The organism is Vibrio sp. QJM3NY_39, from assembly GCF_057785895.1.
This window is the reverse complement of record NZ_CM173506.1, coordinates 1,490,851-1,514,706: the sequence shown is the minus strand read 5'-3', so window position 1 is coordinate 1,514,706 and position 23,856 is coordinate 1,490,851. Positions and strand designations below refer to the sequence as shown.

Sequence of the window (23,856 nt, the reverse complement as noted above, 5' to 3'; positions counted from 1 at the left end):
TATATGACTACCTAAAGTACTCTAGGAGAGAAGCATGGACTTTCGTTCTGATACCGTAACTAAACCTTCGCAAGCTATGCGTGACGTAATGGCAAATGCAGAAGTGGGCGATGATGTTTATGGCGATGACCCAACCGTAAACGAATTGGAACAGTGGGCTGCCAATGAAACCGGCTTTGAAGCAGCGATGTTCACTTCTTCAGGTACACAAGCCAACCTACTTGGTTTAATGGCACACTGTGAGCGTGGTGACGAATACCTTTGTGGCCAACAAGCGCATAACTATAAGTATGAAGCTGGCGGTGCTGCAGTGCTCGGCTCGATTCAACCTCAACCCATCGAGAACAACCCAGACGGCACACTCGACTTTAAAAAGCTTGCCGCTGCGATTAAGCCAGATGACAGCCACTTTGCTCGTACTAAGCTTCTTAGTTTAGAGAACACGATCAATGGTAAAGTGCTGCCAATGTCTTACCTAGCGGAAGCACGTGAATTCGTAAACCAACACGGCTTACAAATGCACCTAGATGGCGCGCGCGTTTATAATGCAGCAGCGGCGCTGGATGTACACATCAAAGAGATCGCACAGCACTTCGACTCTATGACGATTTGCTTATCAAAAGGTTTAGGCGCTCCAATCGGTTCACTACTCCTTGGCAACAAAGAGTACATCGCTAAAGCTCGTCGACTGCGTAAAATAGTCGGAGGCGGTATGCGCCAAGCGGGTATTCTTGCCGCCGCAGGTAAAATGGCGCTGACTGAGAACGTAGCTCAACTTAAAAATGATCACGAGAACGCAAAAAACCTAGCGATTGGTTTAAGCAAGCTAGAAGGCTTCTCTGTTAACCCTGATTTCATTCAAACTAACATTGTATTTGCGAAGTTAGATGAATCTGTGGATATTAACCGCATCGCAAGCGAGTTAAGTGAGCAAGACATTACAATGTCGCCAGGTAATCCAGTACGTTTTGTTACCCATAGAGATATCAGTTCAGAAGACATCGCTACTTTCCTAACAAAGCTAGAAAATGCGCTTTAACTCTTGACGAGATTAGCCTTTATAGCAATTGAGATTTGAGCTTCCCCTGTGGGAAGCTTTATTCTTTCAGCAAAATCATTAACCCATTCCACAGCCCAAATAGCCTTCGACACCTGCTAATTTTCTAATAAACACACTTGATTGACTGGAACAGAACGCGATCTCGTTTTGGCCTATGAGAATACTTTCTGACAATTATTCTAACATTTAAACATTAAATTATTGTTTAAGTTGGATTTACATTAATGGCTTATCAGCATTGTATTGTCACTAAAGGTAAATGACTTAGTAATAACAGATTCAAGTTTTTAATCACCACGCACACGATAATTAAAACTAGAACACATCAATCCTAATAGATTCTTGTAAAGAACTAATTTCAATAAAGAAACAGTAGATATTCGCCATCCATTATTAATATTTTAAATCGCTACAATCAAATTATAAATTAAATAATCAAATTAGTGTTTTCGTTAATAATGCTGTCACATTCATGATGACAGTAACCCATCAAAAACTCCAAAACACCCGTGTAGACCATAGCTCTATTTTAATCAATTAAATAAAAAATCTCCGTCAATATTAGTATTGAGTAAAATCAACCTATCTAATTGAATATTAAATTATTATCTAATAATTTCGCTTCTACCTCTCAGCTTAAAATCATACTAAAACTCATACTTCTCCTAAATAATAAACTTTTTTTACTACTTCACCATTTTTTAAAGCACTTATAGTTTTGAAAGTTAAGCAACAAGTTACATTCAATCAGCGAGAGGTGAAATTATGATTAGAGTATTTTTGATTCTTCATAACTTCATCGTCTCCGGGTTAATTTTTAGTCTGTCACTTTCATTCTATGCCAGTGCTAACAACTTAACGTTAGGAATTAGCGGTCAGATCAAAGATCAATGCGAAATAAACTTCTTTTCTGGCAACATTATGAATTTCACGGAACACCGTGATGTGCAGTCGTTACCTTTTAATATGTATTGTAACCGTCCATTGGGTATAACGATCAACTCAAAATATGGAGGCTTAAAATATCAACACCAAGGGATTGATATTATTGAAAGTTACAATTTGTCATTACAAATAGACGAAATTCGTCTTTATGAAAGTAGGCACAGCAGCCAACTTATTTCACCTGTAATGATCAACAGTTCAGGTGTTATTCCTTTTGCTCAACATGGGAGCCTTAGGGTAGCACTCGAAAATAGCTTGCGTTTCGCAGGTTATTATCAAGACGTTATTGAGATCGAAGTTTACCCTTCGATTCATAGCGTGACAAAGTGAAAACTCTGCAATGTATCTGCAGAACAACATACGCTCAGCAGTATTCGAGCCAATCATTTAAGATAAAGGAATTTCTAATGAAAAAGCTAACACTCTATGCAGCAACAGTCACTGCTATTTTTGGTGCTCAAGTCCAAGCCGCTCCTGGTGATGTCCAGTTAGTTGGTTTTGTTTCACCTGTATGTGAAGTTACTGGTCTTTCAACGCAACTGATGGACTTTGGTAACGTATCTCAAATTCAAAACCTTTCTGTTAGTGGTCTTAACATGAAGTGTAATGACGTCGATGGTGCAACTGTGACACTGACAAGTGCTGAAGGTGGTCTAGAGTCAGACGATAGCGAAGACTACGCTCTTACCTACGATGCAACATTCAACCCTTCGGGCTTAGCTTCTTTCACGCTTAATGCACCAGGGGGCCCAGGTCTAAATGACGTTTCAGTCAGTAATTCTTATGGCGGTTCTGGAGCATTAGCGACAGGTGTTGCCGCATCTATTGATATTGTGACAACAGAAACCTCCCCATGGGCTGGTGGCTACTCAGATACATTAACCGTAAATATCACCTCAAATTAGAGGTTAATAAGTCGGGGGCTATTATTTGGCCTCCGACTTAATCTCATATCAATATCAATATCAATATCAATATCAAAGACATAAGTTTAATTTGGAGCTCTTCGCTATGTATAAATGGATCATGCATAAATGGATCGTTCTTTTCCTATTGTCATTCACTTCTCTGTCCGCTCATGCGTTCAAAGTCGAACCGATGTCTATGGAAATGACACCGCTTGGCAAAAGAGCTCAAATGACCATGAGGGTTGAGAATTCGTCTACCGAACCACTCACGGTTGAATTGTCTCCAGTATTTATGACAATGAACGAATATGGGAAAGAGACCACGACGCCTGCAGATGACGAGTTATTAGTGATACCGGTGACCGCAATAATAGAACCTGGAAGATCACAATCCATTATGGTGCGGTATTTGGGCGATCCTTCCATCACAGAATCTAAAGCGTATCGCATTGCTGTTAAGCAAGTAAAAGTTCAAAGAGCGAGCAGTAATCAAGGGCAAGTAAGTCTTTTGCTTCAGTTTAATACGCTTATCAACGTGCGACCTCAGAACACGGCTTCTCAGCTAGAAATTAAAAGTATCGAACAAAATGACAAAAAGAACAAATGGGTTCTTGAGGTACTTAACAGTGGTAATAGTTATGGTCGATTAACCAATACAACATGGAAAATATCTGATGGTAAAAATTCAACATATTTAAAAGGCGTAGAAATCGCTAAACGTATTCCGGGTACTTTAGTCCTACCCTACTCCACTCGCTTTTTCGAAATGCAGCCTCTTAAAAATTATGATGTGGACACCCTATCGATTGAAATAGAGCAGGATCAATAGCAATGAGACGTTATATCTTGGGTGGGCTCATTTATTGCTTTCTGTGTGCACAAACGTTTGGCATAACATTGTTTCCAACCGTCATCGAGCTCAACACAGATCACCGGGCAACATCGCAACTGGTTGTAACTAACAATTCAACACAAGCTCTCCCACTAGAAGCTAACGTTCGTCGTTTGAACTTCTTATCTGATGGCACGTTCCAAACATCAGATCTATCGAGTGAAGAGATGTTTGTGTTTCCACCAGCCGCAATGTTGGCACCCGGTGCACGCCAAGTATTCCGTATACAGTGGTTGGGAAAGCGATTACTCGAAACCTCCCAGAGTTACTTCGTTCGCTTCAGTACCGTGAATATTGGCCAGAACAACGCGAGGATAGACAAACCCATCGGGCTAACAACCGGTATCAATTTACAAGTTCACTACAATGCGTTGTTGCACATTCACTCGTCCTCTTTAGAGCCTGACGTGAAATTACACATAGATGAACAAGGTCAACTGACACTCACTAATTCTGGGTCGCGATTTACCTATACATCGTTACTTCATTTTGCGGGGCTCGAATCTCAGAGCCAAAAAGTACATGAGGCTTTAGGTGAGCAGTTTATTCCACCACGCTCCATTATTACTTTGCCTTCTTCTTTAAATTATTTACCAGTGGGCACTTACCATGGGCATGAAAACTGAAACCTATCCCAAGATATGGCAAGTTTTGTATGTCTTGGTATTAGTACTTTTTTATTGTGCTGCCTTAAGCCCTGCTGCTTGGGGTCAAGAAATGGTCTTGAACCCGACAGGACGAGATATTCAACTTACCTCTTTGTTAAGAATAAGTGACACCATACTTGGAGAAGCGGACATTATCATTACCGCAAACAATGAAATCTTGTTACCGAAGGAAAGTACGCTTTCTCTCCTTTCGTCCGTCGTAACTCAAGAAGGTATTGGGAAACTCAATGACACGACAAGCGATAAAATGCTGTCTCAGCACCATTTTGAGAGCGTAGGATTAGGTCTTAGTTTCGATTTTTCTTCATTAGAATGCATCGTGACGGTACCGCCTGAATTTAGCTTAACCCAGCAATTGTCTATGAACGGTGCAGATGATTTTTATAACTATGCCGAGCCAAGTTTGCTTAGTGGATACGTTAACTTTGCCCTTTCGGCTAATGAGAGCCAATATGTCGATCAGAATTCGTCAAGGCAGGACCTCTATCGCAGTCAGTTTGACTCAGCACTTAACATTGGTTTTCTAAACTTTGAGTATGAATCTTATTTAGAAAACAGCTCATCGCAAGATTCGCGATACGTAAGAGAAGGATCTCGTCTTAATATTGACTTTGCAGAACAAGGCACACGACTTGTGCTCGGTGATATGTACAACAGTGGTCAATCTTTTCAGGACAGCACCGACATACTTGGTATTGGCTTAACTCGAGATTTCACGCTCATTCCAACCAGAAATGCACGACCACGAGCCAATCAATCATTCACACTTCAAAGAGCTTCAAATGTCGATGTCTATATAGATGGGATTGCAGTCCAGCGATTAACGCTAGGCGCTGGTAGCTATAACCTTAGTGACATACCTCTAGCGCAAGGTAGCAATGATATTGTACTCGTCATCACCGACCGCTCCGGGAATGAAGAACGCATCGAGTTTTCTATTGCGACCGGTAACGACTTGCTCAATAGCGGTGAGTTTGAATATAGCGTCATGTATGGAACGCCTTCTGAATTACAGAATGGGCAAATAGAATATCTAACCGACGAACGTATTTTGCATGGTTATATCGATGTGGGTATTAACCCTTGGTTAACGTTAGGTACCAACTTCCAAACCCGTGAAGATCTTTACCAATATGGAGCCACCGCTTTACTCGCTTCTACATGGGGCGTCACTGAACTCAATGCTTCGCGTAGCGAACACCCTACATTTGGAACTGGCGACGCTTACAAATTTGCGTTCGATGCGGAATTTTCTAATACGAACACGCTGTCCCCACAACTGAGTGTAAGTTATGAATATCTGACCAACAATTTTACTGGGGTCTCAGGGTTTGATGCTTCCGATACCGATATCAATCTAACCACCCATTATGTATCTGCATTCAGCTCTATTTACCTTGGTCAGTCTTTACGTGCCGCCATGACCCTCAATTATCGCTCAGGGGTAGACAAAGAGAACGATTATTGGTTGATTAGCCCGAGTTTATCGGACGGACTGTTTGATACTCCCGCCACCTGGAGTGCACGCGTTAACTATCGGCATAACGCAACCGAAGACGATGATATCAGCACGACTGTCACCATAAGCTGGCCCCTTAGTCGACAAACTCGTGTAGTCGGTCGTTACACCACTGAGCTTAATGAAGCCGCCTTAGATTACAGCTATCAGAATAATATTGGTAATACTGGGGGGATGTCGGCGTTTGCGAGTGTCATTACTAACGAAGAAACGGATGCCGATATGGATGCTGGGATTAACTACACGGCTAACCGTTATGAATTAAACGCGACCCACGCTTCGCGGCTTGAAGACATTAATGGTGAAACACGAAATCACAGTACTGATGTGACGATAAGTAGTGCCCTTGCTTTTGCAGGTTCATCTGTGACGATCGGCAGACCGGTGCGCGAAGCATTTGCTATTGTTCGCAAGCACGAAAGTCTCGCAAAAAATGACGTGGCTGTCGACCCAACAAAAGATGGTGAGTACGCACGCGTTTACCTTAAAGGAGATGCAAGTGCCATGGTTCCTGACCTTGTTGCTTATAATGGCCAAGTAGTCGGTTACGAGGTCGATAACTTGCCACCAGGGTATGACTTAGGTGATGGTGCTTTTTGGATTAAGCCTGGTTATAAACGGGGATTCCAGCTACAGATCGGATCTGATGCTGTATTAACTGTTATTGGCAAGCTATTCGATCGTCAAAGTAACAACCCTATTTCACTTGTCGCTGGTGTAGCACATTACCTTGGTGAGGCAAAACAGTTGCCGATTGACTTCTTTACCAATCGTAACGGCATATTCGCAATCTCTGGATTAAAGCCGGGAAAATATCAATTGGTACTCGACACTAAAGAACAAGAATCAGTCATCATTACCCTCAGTGAACGCAGTGACAACTTGATAAGACTAGGAGATGTTTATGTGGAATAAACAAGTTCTTTGGGGAGCCTTGTTCCTCATCGCCATAAGCCATGTACCTTCGGCATTGGCGTGTGAAGCCAGTGCCTTGGCTATTCAACCCGTCTCATCGAAATCACAATATGATGTTTTCAGCGCAGGAACGTTCGCAACAATAAACACTTATCGTATAGATGCGATCATAATTGGCGAACCCTGCAAATTAGACTTAATTTTACAACTTAACGATACCAGTCGATCGTTAAAAGGGGTAAACCAAGCAAAACTCGGCTTTGAATGGAGTGGGCAGATTGGTATGTCAGTGGCTAATCAATGGCACTTATCATTAACCGAAAACCAACCTTCGGCAACGATACAAATGCGTTTCCCAAGTAAACAATGGTTAGCGTCAGGAACCTATCGAGGGTTATTGGAAGTCTCGCCTTCTTATACCTCAAATAGTAAACAAATAGAAATTAGCCCTAGTTCACTCCCGGTATCTGTTAACGTTCCGCCTGCTGCAAAAATTCATTTTTATGGATTGACCCAACAACATTATGACCTTGATCTAGGGACTTTATATTCCAACAAGGTTATTCGTTCCGCACCTAACCTATGGGTTCAAAGCAATACAGCTTATACCATCGTATTGGAATCATCCCATCAAGGAATGCTACGTCATGAATCTAATGAGGCAAAATGGGACATTCCATACCAACTTTCCCTCGAAAACGACAGAGTAAACCTTGAACAACTTGACGCAAGAATTCAACGTCTTTCCGCTACGATTGGTCAGCCTATTCCTTTGAGTTTTGTCATCGGTGAGACAGAGAACAAACCAGGGGGACAATATGACGATACATTACAAATTTCTATCGAACCCCAACTTTCACAACAACCATAATTATGTAATTATATAAAAAGTAAGATATGCAACTCAATTATATAAAATCCATCATCATACAATCAAACACGATTTTTCAGTTTCGGAGTAAATTATGTATGAAAATAAAAATAATTTAAAGCACATACTCCTGGTAGGTGACAACGGTATTAACAACCAGTTTATTCAACGAGAAATAGGGAAATACAGTGATTTTTCTTTTAGCAGAGAATGTATTTTAAGCATTGAGCGCTCTCGTAATCATAAAACGTTCGATGTCATTCTCATTAGCTACTTACTCTTGGAAAATATCGAAGATATCAACATCATCTTATCAAAAATAGAGTCCAGTAAATGGGTAGTCTATGACGTTCCCTCAGATATTACCGGACAGAGTATTACCGTAATGCAATTATTCAACCTGTTTAATATAAAGGGGATGATTTATCAAGATGCTCCTATTGAACACCTTACACGTTGTTTAAAAACAGTATGTGATGACGATCTATGGCTACCTAGAAAGTTAATGTCACATATTTTATCCAATGCGTGCTCTTATACTTTCAAGTCTCAGGTAATACTGTCTAACCTGACGAAAAGAGAGGCTCAGATATTTAAACGAGTTGTCAGAGGAGATTCAAATCTAGAGATATCAAGCGAACTATTTATTTCAGAAAGCACGGTAAAAACTCACGTATACAACATATACAAAAAAATAAATGTCACCAATAGAAAAGAAGCGATAAGAAAAGCACATTTTATCAATAGTTTAGAGACTATTATACAACCAGACATATAGTTTAAATTATGAACATAAACATAAAAATGCCGATTGCAGTTTTTTTTCAAACAGACGTATTAGAATTTAAGCCCTTGAAAGGTGACCTGATATTATTCAGTTCCTCATAGAATCACTGTCAGGCTAATAAACGAAGTTTAAATCGAATCGTCTGTGGTTTAATCACATTTTAAAAAGTAGAAAAACATCCCGCCCTATAAAATACGAGTCGAACCTGTTAACTCACGGAAACATCACTTCTGCAGCCCCTCTACTTACCTAACAGAGCAAAAAGTACGCTTTAACTGTTAGCACCTATAGCAATTCAGACTTGAGCTTCCCCTTAGGGTAAGCCTTATTGTTATGTTTTTAACTGGAGTAAAATCATGACTTATCAATCCTTCGCTTTACTATTACTCACTCTTTCCCCTAGCCTTCATGCCTCTGATTTTGGCGATCCTGAACTGGGTAAAATGAAATCACCAAGTTGCGTTTTCTGTCATAACCCCACGGGTGAAACAAGTAACACTGATTACCCCAAACTTTCGGGTCAAAATTCAACTTACCTCTATAACACGATGAAAGCATACCAAAGCGGAAATAGACAAGGCGACTACGCAGAAATGATGCGAGTTCAGCTCAGTAAGCTCGATGATCAAGACTTGAGAGATATAGCGGCTTTTTATTCATCTCAAGATAGTGGTTCCATAACTCATGTATTAGATGGAAATTAGTAAAAAGTCCCAATATTCAATTGGGACTTACTCTCTGAGGGATGAATTAAGAGGCTGCATTATCCATAAATTCTTTCTCCGTCAGGTATGCTTCAACAATCTTCTCAGCAGATAGGTCGATGTCTTCAGTCGAAGTATGGCAGCTCAGAACAGAGAACAGCATCGTCTTCAAGCCTTTGTAACCCGAAGTTGATGGATATAATGTTCCCTCTTCCTGTAAACGGTGAACTACTCGATCTGTTAGTTCATTGCGGTAAGTGTCATCGCCTTCACCAAATTGTGCTGAGAAACGATTAGAAATAACATCATTCAAAATCGTAATACCTTGCACGGATGAAAGCTTATTCGCCATACGCTGAGCTAACTCAGTACAACGATCAATGTGTTCAACAATCCCTTCTTTGCCTAATGATTTGAACGCTGCATACACAGGAACGCCACGTGCTCTTCTTGATGCAGAAATACCAAAATTAATCGCATTTCGATCTGGTTTTTCCATTGCATCATTAAGGTAGTCACCCATGTTACTACCGCCCATCGCTTTAGATAGTGCCGCTGCATCTTTTACGATGATCATTCCACTGTCATACGGCATGTTGAACCATTTATGCCCGTCAGTATCAATAGAATCTGCGCGTTCAATACCTGCTAATAAATACTTTTGTTTATCACTTGCGGCAGCCCATAAACCAATTGCACCATCTACGTGAAGCCACGCGTTGCCGTGGTTCTCGACAGCATCAGCCAATTCATTAAATGGGTCGAAAGCACCGGAATCAATACAGCCAGCTTGAGCGCAAACAAGCGTTGGGCCTTCTAAGCCTGAAATAATTTCTTTTAAGTTATCTGGGATAATACGTAAGTTATCGTCGGTTGGTACTTTGACAATCGTTTCAAGACCAATGCCAATCATGGATAGCGCGCGCTTGATCGTTGAATGAATTTGATCACTGACAACAACGTTAATACGAGGAGCTCCAAACAAGCCTTTTGTCACCACATCCCAACCAGCGCGTTCAAGCAGTGTATTGCGGGCAGTAATCAAACCGGTGTAAATCGCTTCTTGAGCACCAGAAGTGAAACCTACCGCCGTACCTTTATTTAAACCTAGTAGCTCAACCATCCACTCTGCAGCTGTTTCTTCAACAACAGACATAGCAGGGCTAGAAACGTAATAAGGCACATTTTGGTCCCAAGCACTCACGAGCCAATCGGCTGCTAGTGAAGCGGGAAATGAACTGCCAATCGCGTACCCAAAGAAACGTGCACCACCAGATGCCATTAAACCAGCATCGACATTCTTTACCATGTCATTAATCACTTGTGATGGGTCTGTTGGTCGCAATGGTAAATCCCCGCCGATAGCTTCACGTAACGCTTGTGAGGTTGTACCTTTGTCTACCGGTCTATCTGCTAAAGATTCTAGGTAAGAAACTGCATGTTTGAGAGAGCTTTCAAGTGGTAAGCGATATTCATTAAAACGGTGTGACATGATGATTCCTCTATTTGTTGTCTACCCAATCATGTTATTGGATCAGAGCGTTTAGGAATTGTCATATCGCGCCACGGGAGTGCGATTTAATAAAGTTCATATATCCAGCACAAAAACGAGAAACCAAAGACGAACTTTTCTAATCAATGTATAGAGTTTTGAGTCAATCATATAATTACCCCTCACTGACAGAAAACTATAAACCTTGATGTTGGCTGCGGAACTGTGAAGGAGTAAACCCTGTTTTGCGTTTAAAGAAACGAGTGAAGTTAGCAGATTCACCATACCCGATATTGGTTGCTATTGACGTTATTGAGTCGTCCGAGTACTTCAGCCGAACCTGAACTTCATTTAGAATAAGATCATCCAATACTTCGCGATAAGTTACACTTGCGCCGAATAAGCACCTCTGGATAGTCCTAGGACTCATTCCCAGTATGTTCGCAGCCGTTGATATGGGTAACTTTCCCATCGACAAATATGGTTGCATGGCATGTTTGAATGAGCACAAAAAATCACTAGGTATACCTTCTCGATCTATGACCTCTCTTCCTGAATTTTTTATTAAGTTAACTTTTTGACTCAAAATTTTGTTATTTAGACGAATACCTGTGACTGAGCGGAGTGTAAAAAACTGAACATGTGCTAACTGTGAGCATTCAAAAAAGCACTCCGTATGTGGGCTGACAATTGTCACATACTTTTCTTTGCTGTTGTGTTTTGTCAAAGCTGTTATCAACTCATCCAGGAAAATGAACGAGAATATTTCCGCGTACTTAAACCAGTCTTGTGTCGCACCCTCTTTTTCGCGAACTAACCAGTAACAATCATTATGGAGCTTTAACGATATTTTAACTCCGCTTGAGTAATATCGAATGATTTCACAGAATTCTTCTAGCGCTTCTTTTACAGTGCCCTCCCTTGCTTTAACCAACTGAGCAATCACGCCCGGTATATAGGTGTTCTTACACATTAACCAAACACGAGTCACAAATGTGTCCAACGAAACACTTTCACCAAACATTCTGATTATGTTGAGTAAAACAGTCTCAGGTATAAACGGGAATTCACATCTTTGTATGTCAACCGGTGCTTTAACACCAGTAATCAAAGAATAAACATTAATATCTCTTTCACTAAAGAGTTCAGCCAGGTCATGAACACAATCTGTGCGAACAAGTGGTACTCCTCTATTCGGTAACGCCATACGTTAGGACCTTCTTTATAATTAGATGTTTCTCGTTTGATATGTTGACAGTCGTGCCTAAGAATTAGAAAACCCCTTACTTGGCAAATCAAATAAGGGGTTAGATTCATACTATTTAGTTATATTTAATATAAAGCACCTTTCGTAGGCTATTGCATCGACTCTTATCCAGAGGGTCTCCTAAATAATCGCCACCTTCTGCAGCCCTTTTCATTAATAACGCTCTTGCACGTTCATCACTAAGTAGATCTCGGTACTTTTCATAGGTTTTCAGTTTGAGAATTTTATATTTCGAATTTTGGCCAGGGTCAGAAAAGTTATCGTAGCAGTAATTCATAGCACCTGAGTTTGCGCCAATCTTACTGGCATCTGTGATTGCATACGCGTTGGAAATCAACACAATCATAGAGAATGTGAGAATCTTTATCAGTTTCATATCCAGTATCCTTTAACGTTAGTCTTGTTTCAATTGCAGTTCTCGAACCTCTTAATTGGCTGCAATTGATGTTCAAAATCCATGTTAATCATTCATCTAACGTCATGCTTGCCATTTGGTGACACATCAAAAATAACCAATTTAATTAATACTTATTTGACTCTGCCTAGCATAGGTTTCAATTTCATCACAAAAATAAAAAAACCAATGTCACGACATGGCCATTAAATCAAGATATTTGATCTTATTTTTATCTTAAAAATAGTTCACTCTCTCATTAATAATGTGATGGTTCATTGATGGGAGTAGAACACCTAACTCCCTACATATCAGAATCTTAAATTGAGAGCCTCACATGTCAGAAATAAAAAAATCGGCACTGAAACGCAAAAAAAGAAACCAATCAATAAAGTAAAAATAGCGACAAACAGTCTGTTGGCATTCACCATACTTTCTATTGGTATCGCTGTAGTTTCAGACAGGATTATTCCAACTACCGACAACGTTAGAGTTGAAGGCAACGTCATTTCCTTAAAACCACAAGTATCAGGTTTAATAGAACAAATTAATATTACAGCAAACACTAAAGTAGAGAAAAATGACGTGTTGCTCAAAATTGTCTCTACCGACTATGAGATAGCCGTTAAACAAGCAGAAGCAAGATTGAAGATAGCCGGGCAGCAAGTTGGGGCGCAAATGGCCAGTATTATTTCCGCTCAAGCACAACTCACGACATCGTTAGTTGCACAACAAAATGCTCGGCGTCAGGGTCAACGAGTATTAGCGATGGCAGACAAAGGGGTTGTATCAAAGTCAGATGCAGATACAACACGTGCCACGATTGATAAAGCTAATGCTGAGGTCATGAACGCTCACGCTAATCTAGAAAAAGCTAAAGCTCAAGTGGGTTCAGAGGGAGAGGAAAATGCACAAATACAATCAGCACTACTTGAATTACAAAAAGCCCAATTAGACTTATCGCGCACAACCCTATCAGCGCCTTCAGATGGTGCGGTAACCAACTTGAATTTATCAGAAGGTTCATACGCTTCTTCAGGCTCTCCATTAGTCACCTTCGTCGAAAGCGACAATTTATGGCTTGAAGCTTATTTTCGAGAGAATAGTCTCGGTAACATAAAGCCAGGCGATGATGTTGAAATCGCATTAGATCTTGCTCCAGGCACTACGTTCAAAGGCACAGTTTCTTCAATCGACCTGGGAGTCACATGGGGCAAAAACGAACAACTTGGCGACCTTGCGAGTGTACAAAACCAAAATGGATGGTTAAGAGACACACAACGTATTCCAGTTACGATCAAAATAAACGAACCATCAGCGATCCAATCAATGCGAATTGGAGGCCAAGCAGATGTCATCGTTTATACTGGCGAAAACACTCTATTCAACCTACTTGGAAAATTCTGGATTAACGTAGTGAGCTTGTTCTCTTATGTTCGATAAAATAGAACAAGCACAAGAGCGTAGGATTTTTCGCTACGTCACGACAGTCGGCTTGGCAACATTCCTTGCACTATGGTTTAACTGGCCATTAGCTTTTTGTACGCCACTTCTGACCGCAAAATTTGTCACTGATAAACCTCAATTTCATATTCTCCATGTCAAACAGTTGGCCTATGCGCTTCTATCCACCGCTGTAATTGGATTCGTAGTATCAACGGGGCTACCTGAGTATAAAATTGCCTTTCTTTCTATACTCACACTCGGGATGCTTTGGGCATACTATTTATTTACCGACCCTAAATGGGTCATGTTCGCAACATTCTTAATGATCGAACTGATATTACTTCCATCTATAACTATAATCGATCAAGCATCCGCACTGAATGTAGGAATCGGTTTTGCGTTTTCAGGCACTTTGGCCGTCGCTTTGTATGCCCTTTCACACGTTTATTTTCCCGAAGAAGAGAAGACGGACTTTGTTGGCTTTCCCGTATCTCCACTTACCAAAGAAATGCGATGGGCAGCCGCTATACGCGCATGGGTGATTTCATTTCCACTCGTATGCTTTTACTTCTATTTTCAACTTTCACAGATACTGCTTACCGTTGCATTTGTAATGTTATTATCGTTAATGGCAAGCAGCGAAACGTCCGGTAAGACCGCGTTATTTTTCACAGTAAGTAACATCTTCGCAGGCCTGATTTCATTCGTCACTTTTCTCATCATATCTTTAGCACCTAATATGGGCTTTGTTGCGTAATTAAATTTATAGATAGAGCTACCCCATTTCGTGTGTTTCTTAGTCAATACGACAAGTTTCAGGCATACCTAACCCAGTAAGCTTGTTCAACGCTTTTATCATCGCGTAAGTCTCACCCACCTGCGCATTGTAATGTCTTAAGCTCAATCGTCCTCCTAGTAACTGTTTAACTCGATACATCGCTGTTTCTGATAGTGAACGTCTGTGGTACCCATACCGCTCTTTCCAATACTTATTTGAGCCGTATAACTTCTGGCAACCCACGGCGAGGTTTCGAGGATGACCACGCTCCCAGAAGGCTGCCCCTTCTCTTGGGGGAATAAGCGCAATGGCTCCCTTACTCTTAATAGCAGCATGACACAATCTCGTGTCGTAAGCTCCATCACCAGACACCTCAAGGATACTTCGGCGTGTTTGTTTCAGTAAGTTCGGGAGGACTTCTCCATCTGTAACCGTCGATAAACTTAGCTCGGCTGCGATAATTTCATGAGTGCTTGTATCAACGGCAATATGCAGCTTTCGCCAAACTCTACGCTTGCCATCTGTCCCGTGTTTTTTGACTTTCCATTCACCTTCGCCATAAACCTTTAGGCCAGTTGCATCAATGGCCAGGTGCTGTATTGCTCCTCTCGCTTTAGTCTTAAATGAGACCTCAACTTGCTTTGCTCTACGACTGATGCAGGTGTAATGCGGACAACTTAATGGAACATGGGCAAGCCTAAATATTGAGTCGATAAACCCTTGCAGAGCTCTCAGTGGCATAGAAAAAACTCGTTTCACCATGAGCGCTGTCGTGATAGCTAAATCGCTGAACCGACGTGGCCTCCCGCGCTTACTCTGTTTGCTTTGCGCCCACCCGTTTATTGCCTCTTCATCAATCCAAAAGGTCAGAGAGCCACGGTTAATAAGTGATTGGTTGTATTGCTTCCAGTTGGTTGTTTTGTAACGAGGTTTAGGCATAGAGCTACGAGAAGGAGTGAACGTAGCTGATCAGATCGTAGGCTCTTGATTTAGTTCCATTGAATTACGCAACAAAGCCCCTAATATGTATGTATATATGATGGTTGTACTCAGTGTCATTGCGCTTTTCGGAATAAAGATTTATACCGTTCCACAAAAGGCGCCTATATATATTACGGCCTTTACCGGATTCAATGTACTTATGGGAACATCAATAAGCAGCGGCGCGTTGGATGATAAATTTTACGTTCGTATTTTCCAGCTATTTTTAGTCTTGCTATACATGGTATTTATGACCTATTTCTTAGAGTCACGAACTAGGAAATAACCCGTCAAAAATCAACTTTCAGTCGTTCGTACAATCTCATCCATTGTTACTAGGTGTTGTTAAATGGCAGGGAAACTCCTGCCATATCTAGTCATGTGACAGCCACAGCCCCTAGATTACACTGTAAAGACATGACTTCAGGTACAACATAGCGCTTTACACGCCCTAGCGAACCCTTACAATGTGCAGCAAATATATTTATCAAGGTTTATCTCTATGTCTATTCAATGGTTTCCGGGTCACATGCATAAAGCCCGCAAAGAAATCGAAGAAGTTATCCCACAGGTTGATGTGATCATCGAAGTACTGGACGCTCGTATCCCGTTCAGTAGTGAAAACCCAATGATCTCTTCACTGCGCGGCGATAAGCCTTGTGTAAAAGTGTTGAACAAGCGTGACCTTGCCGATCCTGAGCTTACTGAACGTTGGATTGAACACTTCGAGAAAGAGCAAGGCGTTAAAGCGATTGCGATTACCACCAGCGTAAAAGAAGAAGTTAACCACGTCATGGAACTAGTTCGTAAACTGGCACCACACCGTGAACAAATGGGTAAGAACATCCGAACGATGATTATGGGTATCCCGAACGTGGGTAAATCGACCATCATCAACTGTTTGGCTGGACGTACGATTGCGGTAACGGGTAACCAACCTGCGGTAACTCGTCGTCAACAACGCATCAACCTGCAAAACGGCGTGATCCTTTCAGATACTCCTGGGATCCTTTGGCCTAAAGTAGAAAACCCACACAGCGGCTTCCGTTTAGCTGCGACTGGTGCGGTAAAAGATACAGCAATGGAATACGACGAAGTGGCATTCTACACAGTCGAGTACTTAGCGAAGCAGTACCCTCACCTTTTGCAAGAACGCTACCAAATTGAAGAGCTGCCCGAGTCTGACATCGAGTTGATGGAAGCGATTGGTCGTAAACGCGGTGCACTTCGTGCAGGTGGTCATATAGACATTCACAAGTGTTCGGAAATCCTACTTCACGAACTTCGCAACGGTACTTTAGGTAAAGTAACGCTAGAGCTACCAGAGATGATCACCAAAGAATTGGTTGAAGTAGAAGAAGCGGCTGCGCTGAAAGCTGAGCAACAGATTAAGAAGAAGGAAGAGCGCCGTAAACGTTACTTGAAGAACAAGCGCTAATCGCTATTAGTTTTTGTTAATCTCCATTAGTTTCTGTTAACCACTCTTACACCAGCCTCTAAGATATTCACGTTCTACCGATAATAGAGCGTGAGTATTGCCTTGTACCGTTTATTGATCTAGCTAACATACTGACAAATCTATAGAAATGGTCATTTACAATCCCAAAGACTGTGACATACTACGCAAATTATTGTGTATTCATTTCGGCTAGTTTCTCAATGCGCTCTTATTCTGGGTTCAAGAATCAAAGATTTAAAACCTATTTCGATAATGAAATTTATTTGCCGTACATAAATTTCATCTACATCCCGATCTCAATATTCTGTGCTTTCATTGTTACCGACTACATTCACTTTGGTACAGAGTGTGTAACCCCTATCATTTTCCGAGTCTTACTTTTTCTATTGATGATGGCTGTCGCCAGATACTGCATTACAAATAAACCCAACGTTTTAGAACTCATAGAGAGTACCTTCCTTGTAATTAGCTCGCTTTTCTTGGTCTATGTAGGCCGACTCGCTATCGAGCTGAGTAATTTCCATTACCAAGGTGGCATCATTCTCGTAATGATCTACATCGGAACCTTTTCAAGACTATCTGTTAAATACAGCATCTCTACGCTGTCATTTATCTTTTTGGCTTATCTCATTGGCCTTGCCCCTCAGCTTTATGAAGCAGAGCCTAGTCACGAAATAGAAACCATTTCCGTATACGCTTCAGCTTATATTCTTATTGCAACTTCTTGTTTAAGACGAGATTTCGAAGTGCATAAACGCTTCACTCAATCCGAACAGCTTCGTAAACAAGCAATACAACTCCGCAAGCAATCTAATATGTTTGAAGCCCTTTCTTATCAAGATGCGCTAACGGGTTGCTACAACCGCCTTTATCTTCATCAGGTGATCGAACCAAGCATAGACCGTCAGTTATCCATAACATCGATCATGATAGATATTGATCATTTCAAATCGATTAACGACACCTACGGCCACCAAATGGGTGATATGGTGATCAAAGAACTGGCCGATGAGATTCAAAAAAGGCTACCAACCAGCAGTAACTGCTTTCGATACGGCGGTGAAGAGTTTTTAGTGATGGTCCAAGGAGAAACTGAGGCTTCAATTGAATCGCTAGTTAACTCCCTATTAGAATCTCCTTCTCTCCTTCGGTTAGAAGTAACAATTTCAATCGGTGTGAAATATGCGTCACAGGCTCTCGGCTCTGTCGAACAACTTATCGACGATGCCGATCAAGCACTCTACATTTCGAAGAAGAGCGGTAGAAATAAGATCACATGGAGTGATTAATCACACAGTATTTCACGCGCGTTAGCGATTCATTATAACGACCATTAATCCAATCAAAAAAGCCCCGAACAATTGAATGCTCGGGGCTTTTGTCTTCGTTCTTCGGCTTTAAAGTGACTTCAATAATTATAGTTACTTAAATAAGAAGCTACTAAGAATACACAACGCGCGCTGTTTTCTGTTCAAGTTCAACGGGAGAGCTCCAAGAAATCACTTTCTCTTTCACTTGACTGCCGCATGGCGCGTTCCAGGTTTGCTCAAGTTCCTCTTTGCCACCAATCGCCTGATAAAAAGCGATGGCTTGGTGGTTCTCAGACATCACCTCTAGGTAGAGCCCCGAATCAGAATAATATTGCTGTAACCATTTAGTGAGTTCAGACAATAGGCGCTTACCTACACCTCGACCTCGATAATTGCTGTCGACATGTAACGCATCAATGAACGTGCCACGTTCAAAGTTGTGATTACCAAACGCGCAGACGAAACCAACCAGTAAACCGCCTTCTTCAAGCAATAAAACATGTTGGTTGAAAGGAGGATTAATCAAACGAGTCTGCCAAATAACAGATCTGTCCTCCAAAACATCATTTTCTAGGTAATCATCAGCAAGAATGCCACGGTAATATAGCTTCCAGCTATCCGCGTGTAATTGGGCAATCCGCTCATAATCTTTATATTCAGCTACCTTAATTTCCATTTATTAGCCCTTAGTACTTCCATTTATGACTTGCTACTACATTTCACACTACCTTTATACAATATTTAAGTAAAACATACTAATACACGTTTACACTTTCAATATTGACTTACACGTGTACGCTGATATTCTAGCGAACAGATGTAAGCTCAATGGAAATTTACTAATGAATAGTGCCGATAAACCATCAACAAAAAAGCCACCACTAATCTGGCTCAATATTTTTGTATTCTCTTTCAGCATGCTGCTTGCTGTTGTCGCGGCTCCCGTTTATGGCTACTTTTTTGGCTATGGTATGGAGCACTGGATATGGCTAGCGATCTGTTTTACGTTCTGTAACCTGTCTATCACGACAGGTTATCACCGCTTATGGTCACACAAAGCATTTGAAGCGCATTCAAGCCTAAGATTTCTATTTGCATTAGGTGGCGCATTTGCTCTACAAAACAGCGCGCTACACTGGTCTTCTGATCACCGTGTGCACCACAAGCATGTCGATAACAACGACAAAGACCCATACTCAGCAAAACGTGGCTTTTGGTATTCGCACATCGGCTGGATGATTCGTAATTACAACACTGCAATGTACACAGATTACGAAAATTGTCGCGACCTGAAAAAAGATAAGATTGTTATGTGGCAGCACAAGCATTACGTTTTATTAGCATTACTTATGAACTTCGGCGTTCCAATCGCATTAGGTGTAATTTACGGAGACGTGCTTGGCATGTTGTTAATTGTGGGCGCTGTTCGTTTGGTACTTAACCACCACACAACTTTCTTCATTAATTCTCTTGCTCACATCTGGGGTAGCCAACCTTTTACCGACAAAAACACAGCGCGTGATAACGGTGTGCTAGCGGTGCTCACTTTTGGCGAAGGCTACCACAACTTCCACCACATCTTTGAGAACGACTACCGTAACGGCATCTACTGGTGGCAATACGATCCAACTAAATGGTTGATTAAGAGTGCTTCTTTAATGGGCTTAGCAAGCAAGCTTAAGAAAACGCCTCAAGCTCGCATCGAAAAAGCCGAAGCATCAATGTTATTAAAGCGCACGCAGCAAAAAATCATGCACCGTGCCGATAAGCAACAAATCGCGGAAAAGCTTCAACAAGAATTCGATGCACTTGTATCAAACATGAACGAATACTACGAAGTCAAAAAGCAGCTAATTGAAAGTAAACGCGAAGATGTTGTGAAAAAGTACGAACACTCAGTACTTAAGGTTCGTTACCAACAAATCAAAATGAATTTTGAACAGCAGAAGAAAAATTGGGCTATGACAGTAGAGCAATATGCTTAAAGTAAAGTAATACGCTTAACACCCCAATAACAACACTGTTTGATTCTTATTCAAATGCCCTTATCTTCCGATAAGGGCATTTTTATTTCATAGATCTAATTAAATACATGAATTTTAAGTCTTTATTCTAATAATAGACACTAGTTCCAAATGTCACACTTTCACTGCAACAAGATGTCAACCTATAGAGCTTGCCGTCACAAATGTCACTTACAGAACGATATCCATCCCATAACATGCGCGTCCCAAAATTGTTTCAGCAATTAGCGGACCCATTTTATGAAATTGTTAAAACATCTATCGCTTTCGCCATCTCTTCTGCACTTTTAATTGGTTGCAGCAGCGACACTGATTACGTTCAACCAGAAGAAGTTAAGATCGCTACCTACAACTTGTCATTTGACCGCGCAACCTTTCAAGATCTCGTAACTGAAATGCAAATCGAACCTAACGCTCAAGCGACGTTAGTGTCCGATTATTTGGATAATACAATTAGCGCCGCTAACAAAGAAACGGCAGCAAAAGTTATTCAGATCCGCAACGTCGCAGCTGTGATTCAAAAGAATCGCCCTGACGTGCTTATGATGGCTGAATTTAACAATGACGGCACAGGTACTGATAAATCAGCGCTAGAAGGTTTTCAAAAGAACTATCTCTCTGTCGCTCAAAGTATTGAAGGTGCAGGTGGCGACGCAAACTTAGAGCCAATCTCATACCCATACTTTGAAAGCTACTCAACTAATACAGGTTTACTAAACGAATTTGGTTTTGATTTAGACAATGATGGTAACGCTGGAACACTGCCAGGAGATGCGTGGGGCTTCGGTTTGTATCATGGGCAATACGCATTTGCTCTGATGTCAAAATATGAAATCGACACAGCCAACACGCGTACATTCCAAGAATTTAAATGGAAAGATCTCGAAGGTGCTACTATTCCAACAATCACTGTTTGCGACGATCCTAGTAAGTTCCCAACAGGTATGGTTTGCGGCGATGAGTGGTACACGGCCGAAGAATGGGCAGAAGTTCGCTTATCTTCAAAGAACCACGTTGATGCACCAATCGTCATCCCAACCAAAGATGGCACAGAAACGGTTCACTTACTGATGTCACACCCTACTCCGCCCGCTTTTGATGTAGGTAAAAACATCGAACAAAACGCAGCAGAAGTCGACTTCTGGCACCAATACATTCAAAACAAATCGTTCTTCTACGATGACTCTGGAAAAATGGGCGGCCTAGAACAAGGCAAGCATTTTGTTATGATGGGTGACCAAAACCTCGATCCAGTTGATGGCGATGGCATTAGCTCTGTTATGCAGGACTTACACAACGATGCATTGGTTAACCTAGATATAACCAATGGCTCATTGTATCCAACAAGTGATGGCGCAGCTGAGTATGCTGCTGATAAACCACTACACCATCCATTACCAAGTCGCATTACTTCCAATTTTGGATTGGCGGTCGACTACGCCCTACCATCAGCGACAATGAGCATCGTTGATTCTGGAGTATACTGGCCTGCCACAAATGAAGATGGCAGGACTTTAATCTTTGATTCTCGAATCCCAGATTCTAATGGCGATAGTAAAGAAATTTCATCTGATCACCGTATGATTTGGATCAAAGCTGACTTCAATAACTAACCTAATCAATTGAGACCTAAGAAGCCTTCATATTGCTATGAGGGCTTTTTCAATGAGCGTAACCTACTCGCCACCAGCTTTATTCTCTCAAGCTCGAATTATGGATGCTAATAACCATAGTTATTGGATTCCAGAGCTCTTTCTTCAATCTAAAATATAACTATATTACTGGAACTTATAGAGTTTATAGCTAAGGAATTGAAAATGAGCAAACTGACTATTATTGCGACGATCGTCTCTAAAGAAGACAAAACTGAGCTTGTTAAATCAGAGATGATTAAATTGATCGATAAAACCCGTGTTGAAGATGGCTGTATTAACTACGATCTGCACCAAGATAACAGTAACCCGGCTCATTTTGTATTTCATGAGAACTGGGAGTCGGAAGCTCATCTAGAGAAACACTTAGCGAGCCAACACATTGCAGAGTATGTAGCTGCGACTGAAGGTTGTATTGAAACCTTTGTGCTTAATAAAATGACGCACATAGCCTAACTAGCCAATGCAGCACTGATATAAGTAACAAACCCTGCTCAACCGATTATTGAAAAGCGCACTCGTGGTTACCTTGCCAATAATACGGTGTTTGAATACAGCCGTAACTACTTCACGTCTAACGATTACCGATTTACTTTGGTCGCAAGACGCCAGAGATAATACTCATCAGCGAGTTTCTATAGTCGTAATATGACCAACACAGAGAACGCTTGTTCTCTGTGTTTCTATGCTGTTATCTCAATCATAAACCTAACTTTCTCCCCAAAATATTCCTAAACCAATATCAAGCAACCTCACAAAAGATCATTCACGTTCATTTAAATACTGTTCGCGCACTTTGAACATAAACTAAGCGCCAAATGACAAGAACAACAGTCGACAGGAATGTAGATGAATACCAAACAACTTGAGGACGCTGTAAGCGAAGTGAGCTTATTCAATCAGCACCTCCACTTAATCCAATCCGTGCATACCATTCCGACCCCAAAAATGAATTGGGAGTCGATTGCGATGGAACCTGCGCCGGCAATGCCAACGGTCCGATTCGGTCATAAAGTCAAAGCCATGGAAGCACTCGATGAGTACAAGCCTAACTGGCTAGATATGCTGTTGGGCAGCAAGTCGAAGTTGTACACCCTGACCAACAATATTGAGCGTGCCGCCGAAAAAGACATCGAACAATACAAAACTGAGTTTGTAAGTTGGGTTCAACACTACAGCTACTGGGCCAAAGGTAATCAGTTGTCGAAAGGCATTTTAAACAACGATAGTCGCGCCAAGCTTTCTGCCCTTTCAGAAGCGCAACAGAACCCTATAAACGCCGCTGTAGTCGACACCAAGCTGATAAACCATAACTTTAATACCTATAAGAATGGGCACCTGTTAGAAGTCAATATTCAGGTTAATAAGCACAACGTCATCCCAAAAGAGAAAAAGGTATTGTGCCAAGGCGAAGTGAAGCTTGAAGCGATGCCTCTTTCAGAAAGCAACACCTTATATCGTGAGTATGTGTGTAGCTGTATCCTTAAATGCGCGCAAGATGCTTTCAACGTCTTGCCTGAGACAAGCGTCTTAATCAATGTTGAACAGGTTCTAGCTGACTATTCGAGTGAGACCATCGTTTCATGCCATGTCGAACAGAGATTACTCGAGTTCTTGTTAATCGAAGACGATAAACCCTCTGAGATACTTGAATTCTTTGTCCACATTGAAGATTTCAATCCTCATCGAGGTAACGGATTCTCTGCGATAAAAACGATTTTTTCGCCTTTGCCTATCGCGTCATAACTCACTTGACCTTACGGTTCAATCATTGACTACTCATC

22 protein-coding genes and 1 pseudogene are annotated in these 23,856 nt (G+C 41.3%); 18 read left to right on the top strand and 5 right to left on the bottom strand.

Features of this window, described 5'->3' with window-relative positions; all coding sequences use genetic code 11:
• Positions 1-34 precede the first annotated feature (34 nt).
• The 9 genes from ltaE (at position 35) to AC3CHU_RS22530 (ending at position 9,269) form a co-directional block, all read left to right on the top strand.
• Complete coding sequence (gene ltaE, locus AC3CHU_RS22570; RefSeq protein ID WP_488525734.1) at positions 35-1,039, top strand: low-specificity L-threonine aldolase; 1,005 nt, start codon at positions 35-37, stop codon at positions 1,037-1,039.
• A gap of 786 nt (positions 1,040-1,825) precedes the next feature.
• Positions 1,826-2,335 carry a hypothetical protein gene (locus AC3CHU_RS22565; protein WP_261383287.1) on the top strand — a complete coding sequence of 170 codons (510 nt, stop codon included), beginning with the start codon at positions 1,826-1,828 and terminating at the stop codon, positions 2,333-2,335.
• Between the two features lie 77 nt (positions 2,336-2,412).
• On the top strand, positions 2,413-2,910 hold the full coding sequence (locus AC3CHU_RS22560) for a hypothetical protein (RefSeq protein ID WP_488525733.1): 498 nt from the start codon (positions 2,413-2,415) through the stop codon (positions 2,908-2,910).
• A gap of 106 nt (positions 2,911-3,016) precedes the next feature.
• On the top strand, positions 3,017-3,742 hold the full coding sequence (locus tag AC3CHU_RS22555) for a fimbrial biogenesis chaperone (RefSeq protein ID WP_146457803.1): 726 nt from the start codon (positions 3,017-3,019) through the stop codon (positions 3,740-3,742).
• Positions 3,743-3,744: 2 nt separating this feature from the next.
• On the top strand, positions 3,745-4,431 hold the full coding sequence (locus AC3CHU_RS22550) for a fimbrial biogenesis chaperone (RefSeq protein WP_488525732.1): 687 nt from the start codon (positions 3,745-3,747) through the stop codon (positions 4,429-4,431).
• The gene (locus AC3CHU_RS22545) at positions 4,415-6,907 is read left to right on the top strand and encodes a fimbria/pilus outer membrane usher protein (RefSeq protein WP_488525731.1); all 2,493 of its coding nucleotides are present in this window, start codon (positions 4,415-4,417) and stop codon (positions 6,905-6,907) included. Before AC3CHU_RS22550 ends, AC3CHU_RS22545 begins: the two co-directional genes overlap by 17 nt.
• Positions 6,897-7,778: a hypothetical protein gene (locus AC3CHU_RS22540; protein ID WP_102569006.1), complete on the top strand. Its 882-nt coding sequence runs from the start codon at positions 6,897-6,899 to the stop codon at positions 7,776-7,778. The genes AC3CHU_RS22545 and AC3CHU_RS22540 overlap by 11 nt, the downstream gene beginning before the upstream one ends.
• 94 nt (positions 7,779-7,872) lie before the next feature.
• Positions 7,873-8,556 carry a response regulator transcription factor gene (locus AC3CHU_RS22535; protein ID WP_488525730.1) on the top strand — a complete coding sequence of 228 codons (684 nt, stop codon included), beginning with the start codon at positions 7,873-7,875 and terminating at the stop codon, positions 8,554-8,556.
• Positions 8,557-8,921: 365 nt separating this feature from the next.
• Complete coding sequence (locus AC3CHU_RS22530; RefSeq protein ID WP_114635282.1) at positions 8,922-9,269, top strand: c-type cytochrome; 348 nt, start codon at positions 8,922-8,924, stop codon at positions 9,267-9,269.
• 46 nt (positions 9,270-9,315) lie between these two features.
• Here the strand turns inward: AC3CHU_RS22530 and AC3CHU_RS22525 are convergent, their stop codons facing one another.
• The 3 genes from AC3CHU_RS22525 to AC3CHU_RS22515 form a co-directional block, all read right to left on the bottom strand.
• Positions 9,316-10,761: a pyridoxal phosphate-dependent decarboxylase family protein gene (locus AC3CHU_RS22525; RefSeq protein ID WP_171313409.1), complete on the bottom strand. Its 1,446-nt coding sequence runs from the start codon at positions 10,759-10,761 to the stop codon at positions 9,316-9,318.
• Positions 10,762-10,957: 196 nt separating this feature from the next.
• Positions 10,958-11,968 carry a helix-turn-helix domain-containing protein gene (locus tag AC3CHU_RS22520; protein WP_488525729.1) on the bottom strand — a complete coding sequence of 337 codons (1,011 nt, stop codon included), beginning with the start codon at positions 11,966-11,968 and terminating at the stop codon, positions 10,958-10,960.
• Positions 11,969-12,083: 115 nt separating this feature from the next.
• On the bottom strand, positions 12,084-12,404 hold the full coding sequence (locus AC3CHU_RS22515; protein ID WP_488525728.1) for a hypothetical protein: 321 nt from the start codon (positions 12,402-12,404) through the stop codon (positions 12,084-12,086).
• A 342-nt stretch (positions 12,405-12,746) separates the two neighbouring features.
• Here AC3CHU_RS22515 and AC3CHU_RS22510 point away from each other — a divergent pair, with 342 nt between their 5' ends.
• Positions 12,747-13,865, top strand: coding sequence for an HlyD family secretion protein (locus AC3CHU_RS22510; protein ID WP_488525727.1), 1,119 nt, complete (start codon positions 12,747-12,749; stop codon positions 13,863-13,865).
• A complete protein-coding gene (locus AC3CHU_RS22505; RefSeq protein ID WP_488525726.1) occupies positions 13,855-14,625 on the top strand; it encodes a DUF2955 domain-containing protein in 771 nt (256 codons plus the stop codon). The genes AC3CHU_RS22510 and AC3CHU_RS22505 overlap by 11 nt, the downstream gene beginning before the upstream one ends.
• Before the next feature lie 39 nt (positions 14,626-14,664).
• On the opposite strand, the gene AC3CHU_RS22500 is transcribed toward AC3CHU_RS22505, so the two are convergent.
• Positions 14,665-15,585 carry an IS5 family transposase gene (locus AC3CHU_RS22500; RefSeq protein WP_488524388.1) on the bottom strand — a complete coding sequence of 307 codons (921 nt, stop codon included), beginning with the start codon at positions 15,583-15,585 and terminating at the stop codon, positions 14,665-14,667.
• A gap of 544 nt (positions 15,586-16,129) precedes the next feature.
• Here AC3CHU_RS22500 and ylqF point away from each other — a divergent pair.
• Together ylqF and AC3CHU_RS22490 are read left to right on the top strand one after the other, a co-directional pair.
• Positions 16,130-17,065, top strand: a complete 936-nt coding sequence (gene ylqF / locus AC3CHU_RS22495; protein ID WP_054545545.1) for a ribosome biogenesis GTPase YlqF — start codon at positions 16,130-16,132, stop codon at positions 17,063-17,065.
• 284 nt (positions 17,066-17,349) lie between these two features.
• On the top strand, positions 17,350-18,375 hold the full coding sequence (locus AC3CHU_RS22490) for a GGDEF domain-containing protein (RefSeq protein WP_488525725.1): 1,026 nt from the start codon (positions 17,350-17,352) through the stop codon (positions 18,373-18,375).
• 151 nt (positions 18,376-18,526) lie between these two features.
• Here the strand turns inward: AC3CHU_RS22490 and AC3CHU_RS22485 are convergent, their stop codons facing one another.
• Positions 18,527-19,072 carry a GNAT family N-acetyltransferase gene (locus AC3CHU_RS22485; RefSeq protein ID WP_488525724.1) on the bottom strand — a complete coding sequence of 182 codons (546 nt, stop codon included), beginning with the start codon at positions 19,070-19,072 and terminating at the stop codon, positions 18,527-18,529.
• A 166-nt stretch (positions 19,073-19,238) separates the two neighbouring features.
• Between AC3CHU_RS22485 and AC3CHU_RS22480 the strand changes: the two genes are divergently transcribed.
• The 5 genes and pseudogenes from AC3CHU_RS22480 (at position 19,239) to AC3CHU_RS22460 (ending at position 23,818) form a co-directional block, all read left to right on the top strand.
• The gene (locus AC3CHU_RS22480) at positions 19,239-20,381 is read left to right on the top strand and encodes an acyl-CoA desaturase (RefSeq protein WP_004731281.1); all 1,143 of its coding nucleotides are present in this window, start codon (positions 19,239-19,241) and stop codon (positions 20,379-20,381) included.
• Positions 20,382-20,617: 236 nt separating this feature from the next.
• Positions 20,618-22,033: an endonuclease/exonuclease/phosphatase family protein gene (locus AC3CHU_RS22475; protein ID WP_488525723.1), complete on the top strand. Its 1,416-nt coding sequence runs from the start codon at positions 20,618-20,620 to the stop codon at positions 22,031-22,033.
• 204 nt (positions 22,034-22,237) lie between these two features.
• Positions 22,238-22,528 (top strand): putative quinol monooxygenase, encoded by a 291-nt coding sequence (locus AC3CHU_RS22470; protein WP_171308914.1) that lies wholly within the window; start codon positions 22,238-22,240, stop codon positions 22,526-22,528.
• A gap of 30 nt (positions 22,529-22,558) precedes the next feature.
• A pseudogene (locus AC3CHU_RS22465) lies at positions 22,559-22,690 on the top strand (transcriptional regulator); the annotation flags it as partial.
• 231 nt (positions 22,691-22,921) lie between these two features.
• Positions 22,922-23,818 (top strand): hypothetical protein, encoded by an 897-nt coding sequence (locus AC3CHU_RS22460; RefSeq protein ID WP_488525722.1) that lies wholly within the window; start codon positions 22,922-22,924, stop codon positions 23,816-23,818.
• The last annotated feature ends 38 nt before the right edge of the window (positions 23,819-23,856 follow it).

Coding starts and splice junctions, on each gene's coding strand:
- ltaE (WP_488525734.1), top strand. CDS start 35: ATGGACTTTCGTTCTGATACCGTAACTAAACCTTCGCAAGCTATGCGT.
- AC3CHU_RS22565 (WP_261383287.1), top strand. CDS start 1,826: ATGATTAGAGTATTTTTGATTCTTCATAACTTCATCGTCTCCGGGTTA.
- AC3CHU_RS22560 (WP_488525733.1), top strand. CDS start 2,413: ATGAAAAAGCTAACACTCTATGCAGCAACAGTCACTGCTATTTTTGGT.
- AC3CHU_RS22555 (WP_146457803.1), top strand. CDS start 3,017: ATGTATAAATGGATCATGCATAAATGGATCGTTCTTTTCCTATTGTCA.
- AC3CHU_RS22550 (WP_488525732.1), top strand. CDS start 3,745: ATGAGACGTTATATCTTGGGTGGGCTCATTTATTGCTTTCTGTGTGCA.
- AC3CHU_RS22545 (WP_488525731.1), top strand. CDS start 4,415: ATGGGCATGAAAACTGAAACCTATCCCAAGATATGGCAAGTTTTGTAT.
- AC3CHU_RS22540 (WP_102569006.1), top strand. CDS start 6,897: ATGTGGAATAAACAAGTTCTTTGGGGAGCCTTGTTCCTCATCGCCATA.
- AC3CHU_RS22535 (WP_488525730.1), top strand. CDS start 7,873: ATGTATGAAAATAAAAATAATTTAAAGCACATACTCCTGGTAGGTGAC.
- AC3CHU_RS22530 (WP_114635282.1), top strand. CDS start 8,922: ATGACTTATCAATCCTTCGCTTTACTATTACTCACTCTTTCCCCTAGC.
- AC3CHU_RS22525 (WP_171313409.1), bottom strand. CDS start 10,761: ATGTCACACCGTTTTAATGAATATCGCTTACCACTTGAAAGCTCTCTC.
- AC3CHU_RS22520 (WP_488525729.1), bottom strand. CDS start 11,968: ATGGCGTTACCGAATAGAGGAGTACCACTTGTTCGCACAGATTGTGTT.
- AC3CHU_RS22515 (WP_488525728.1), bottom strand. CDS start 12,404: ATGAAACTGATAAAGATTCTCACATTCTCTATGATTGTGTTGATTTCC.
- AC3CHU_RS22505 (WP_488525726.1), top strand. CDS start 13,855: ATGTTCGATAAAATAGAACAAGCACAAGAGCGTAGGATTTTTCGCTAC.
- AC3CHU_RS22500 (WP_488524388.1), bottom strand. CDS start 15,585: ATGCCTAAACCTCGTTACAAAACAACCAACTGGAAGCAATACAACCAA.
- ylqF (WP_054545545.1), top strand. CDS start 16,130: ATGTCTATTCAATGGTTTCCGGGTCACATGCATAAAGCCCGCAAAGAA.
- AC3CHU_RS22485 (WP_488525724.1), bottom strand. CDS start 19,072: ATGGAAATTAAGGTAGCTGAATATAAAGATTATGAGCGGATTGCCCAA.
- AC3CHU_RS22480 (WP_004731281.1), top strand. CDS start 19,239: ATGAATAGTGCCGATAAACCATCAACAAAAAAGCCACCACTAATCTGG.
- AC3CHU_RS22475 (WP_488525723.1), top strand. CDS start 20,618: ATGCGCGTCCCAAAATTGTTTCAGCAATTAGCGGACCCATTTTATGAA.
- AC3CHU_RS22470 (WP_171308914.1), top strand. CDS start 22,238: ATGAGCAAACTGACTATTATTGCGACGATCGTCTCTAAAGAAGACAAA.
- AC3CHU_RS22460 (WP_488525722.1), top strand. CDS start 22,922: ATGAATACCAAACAACTTGAGGACGCTGTAAGCGAAGTGAGCTTATTC.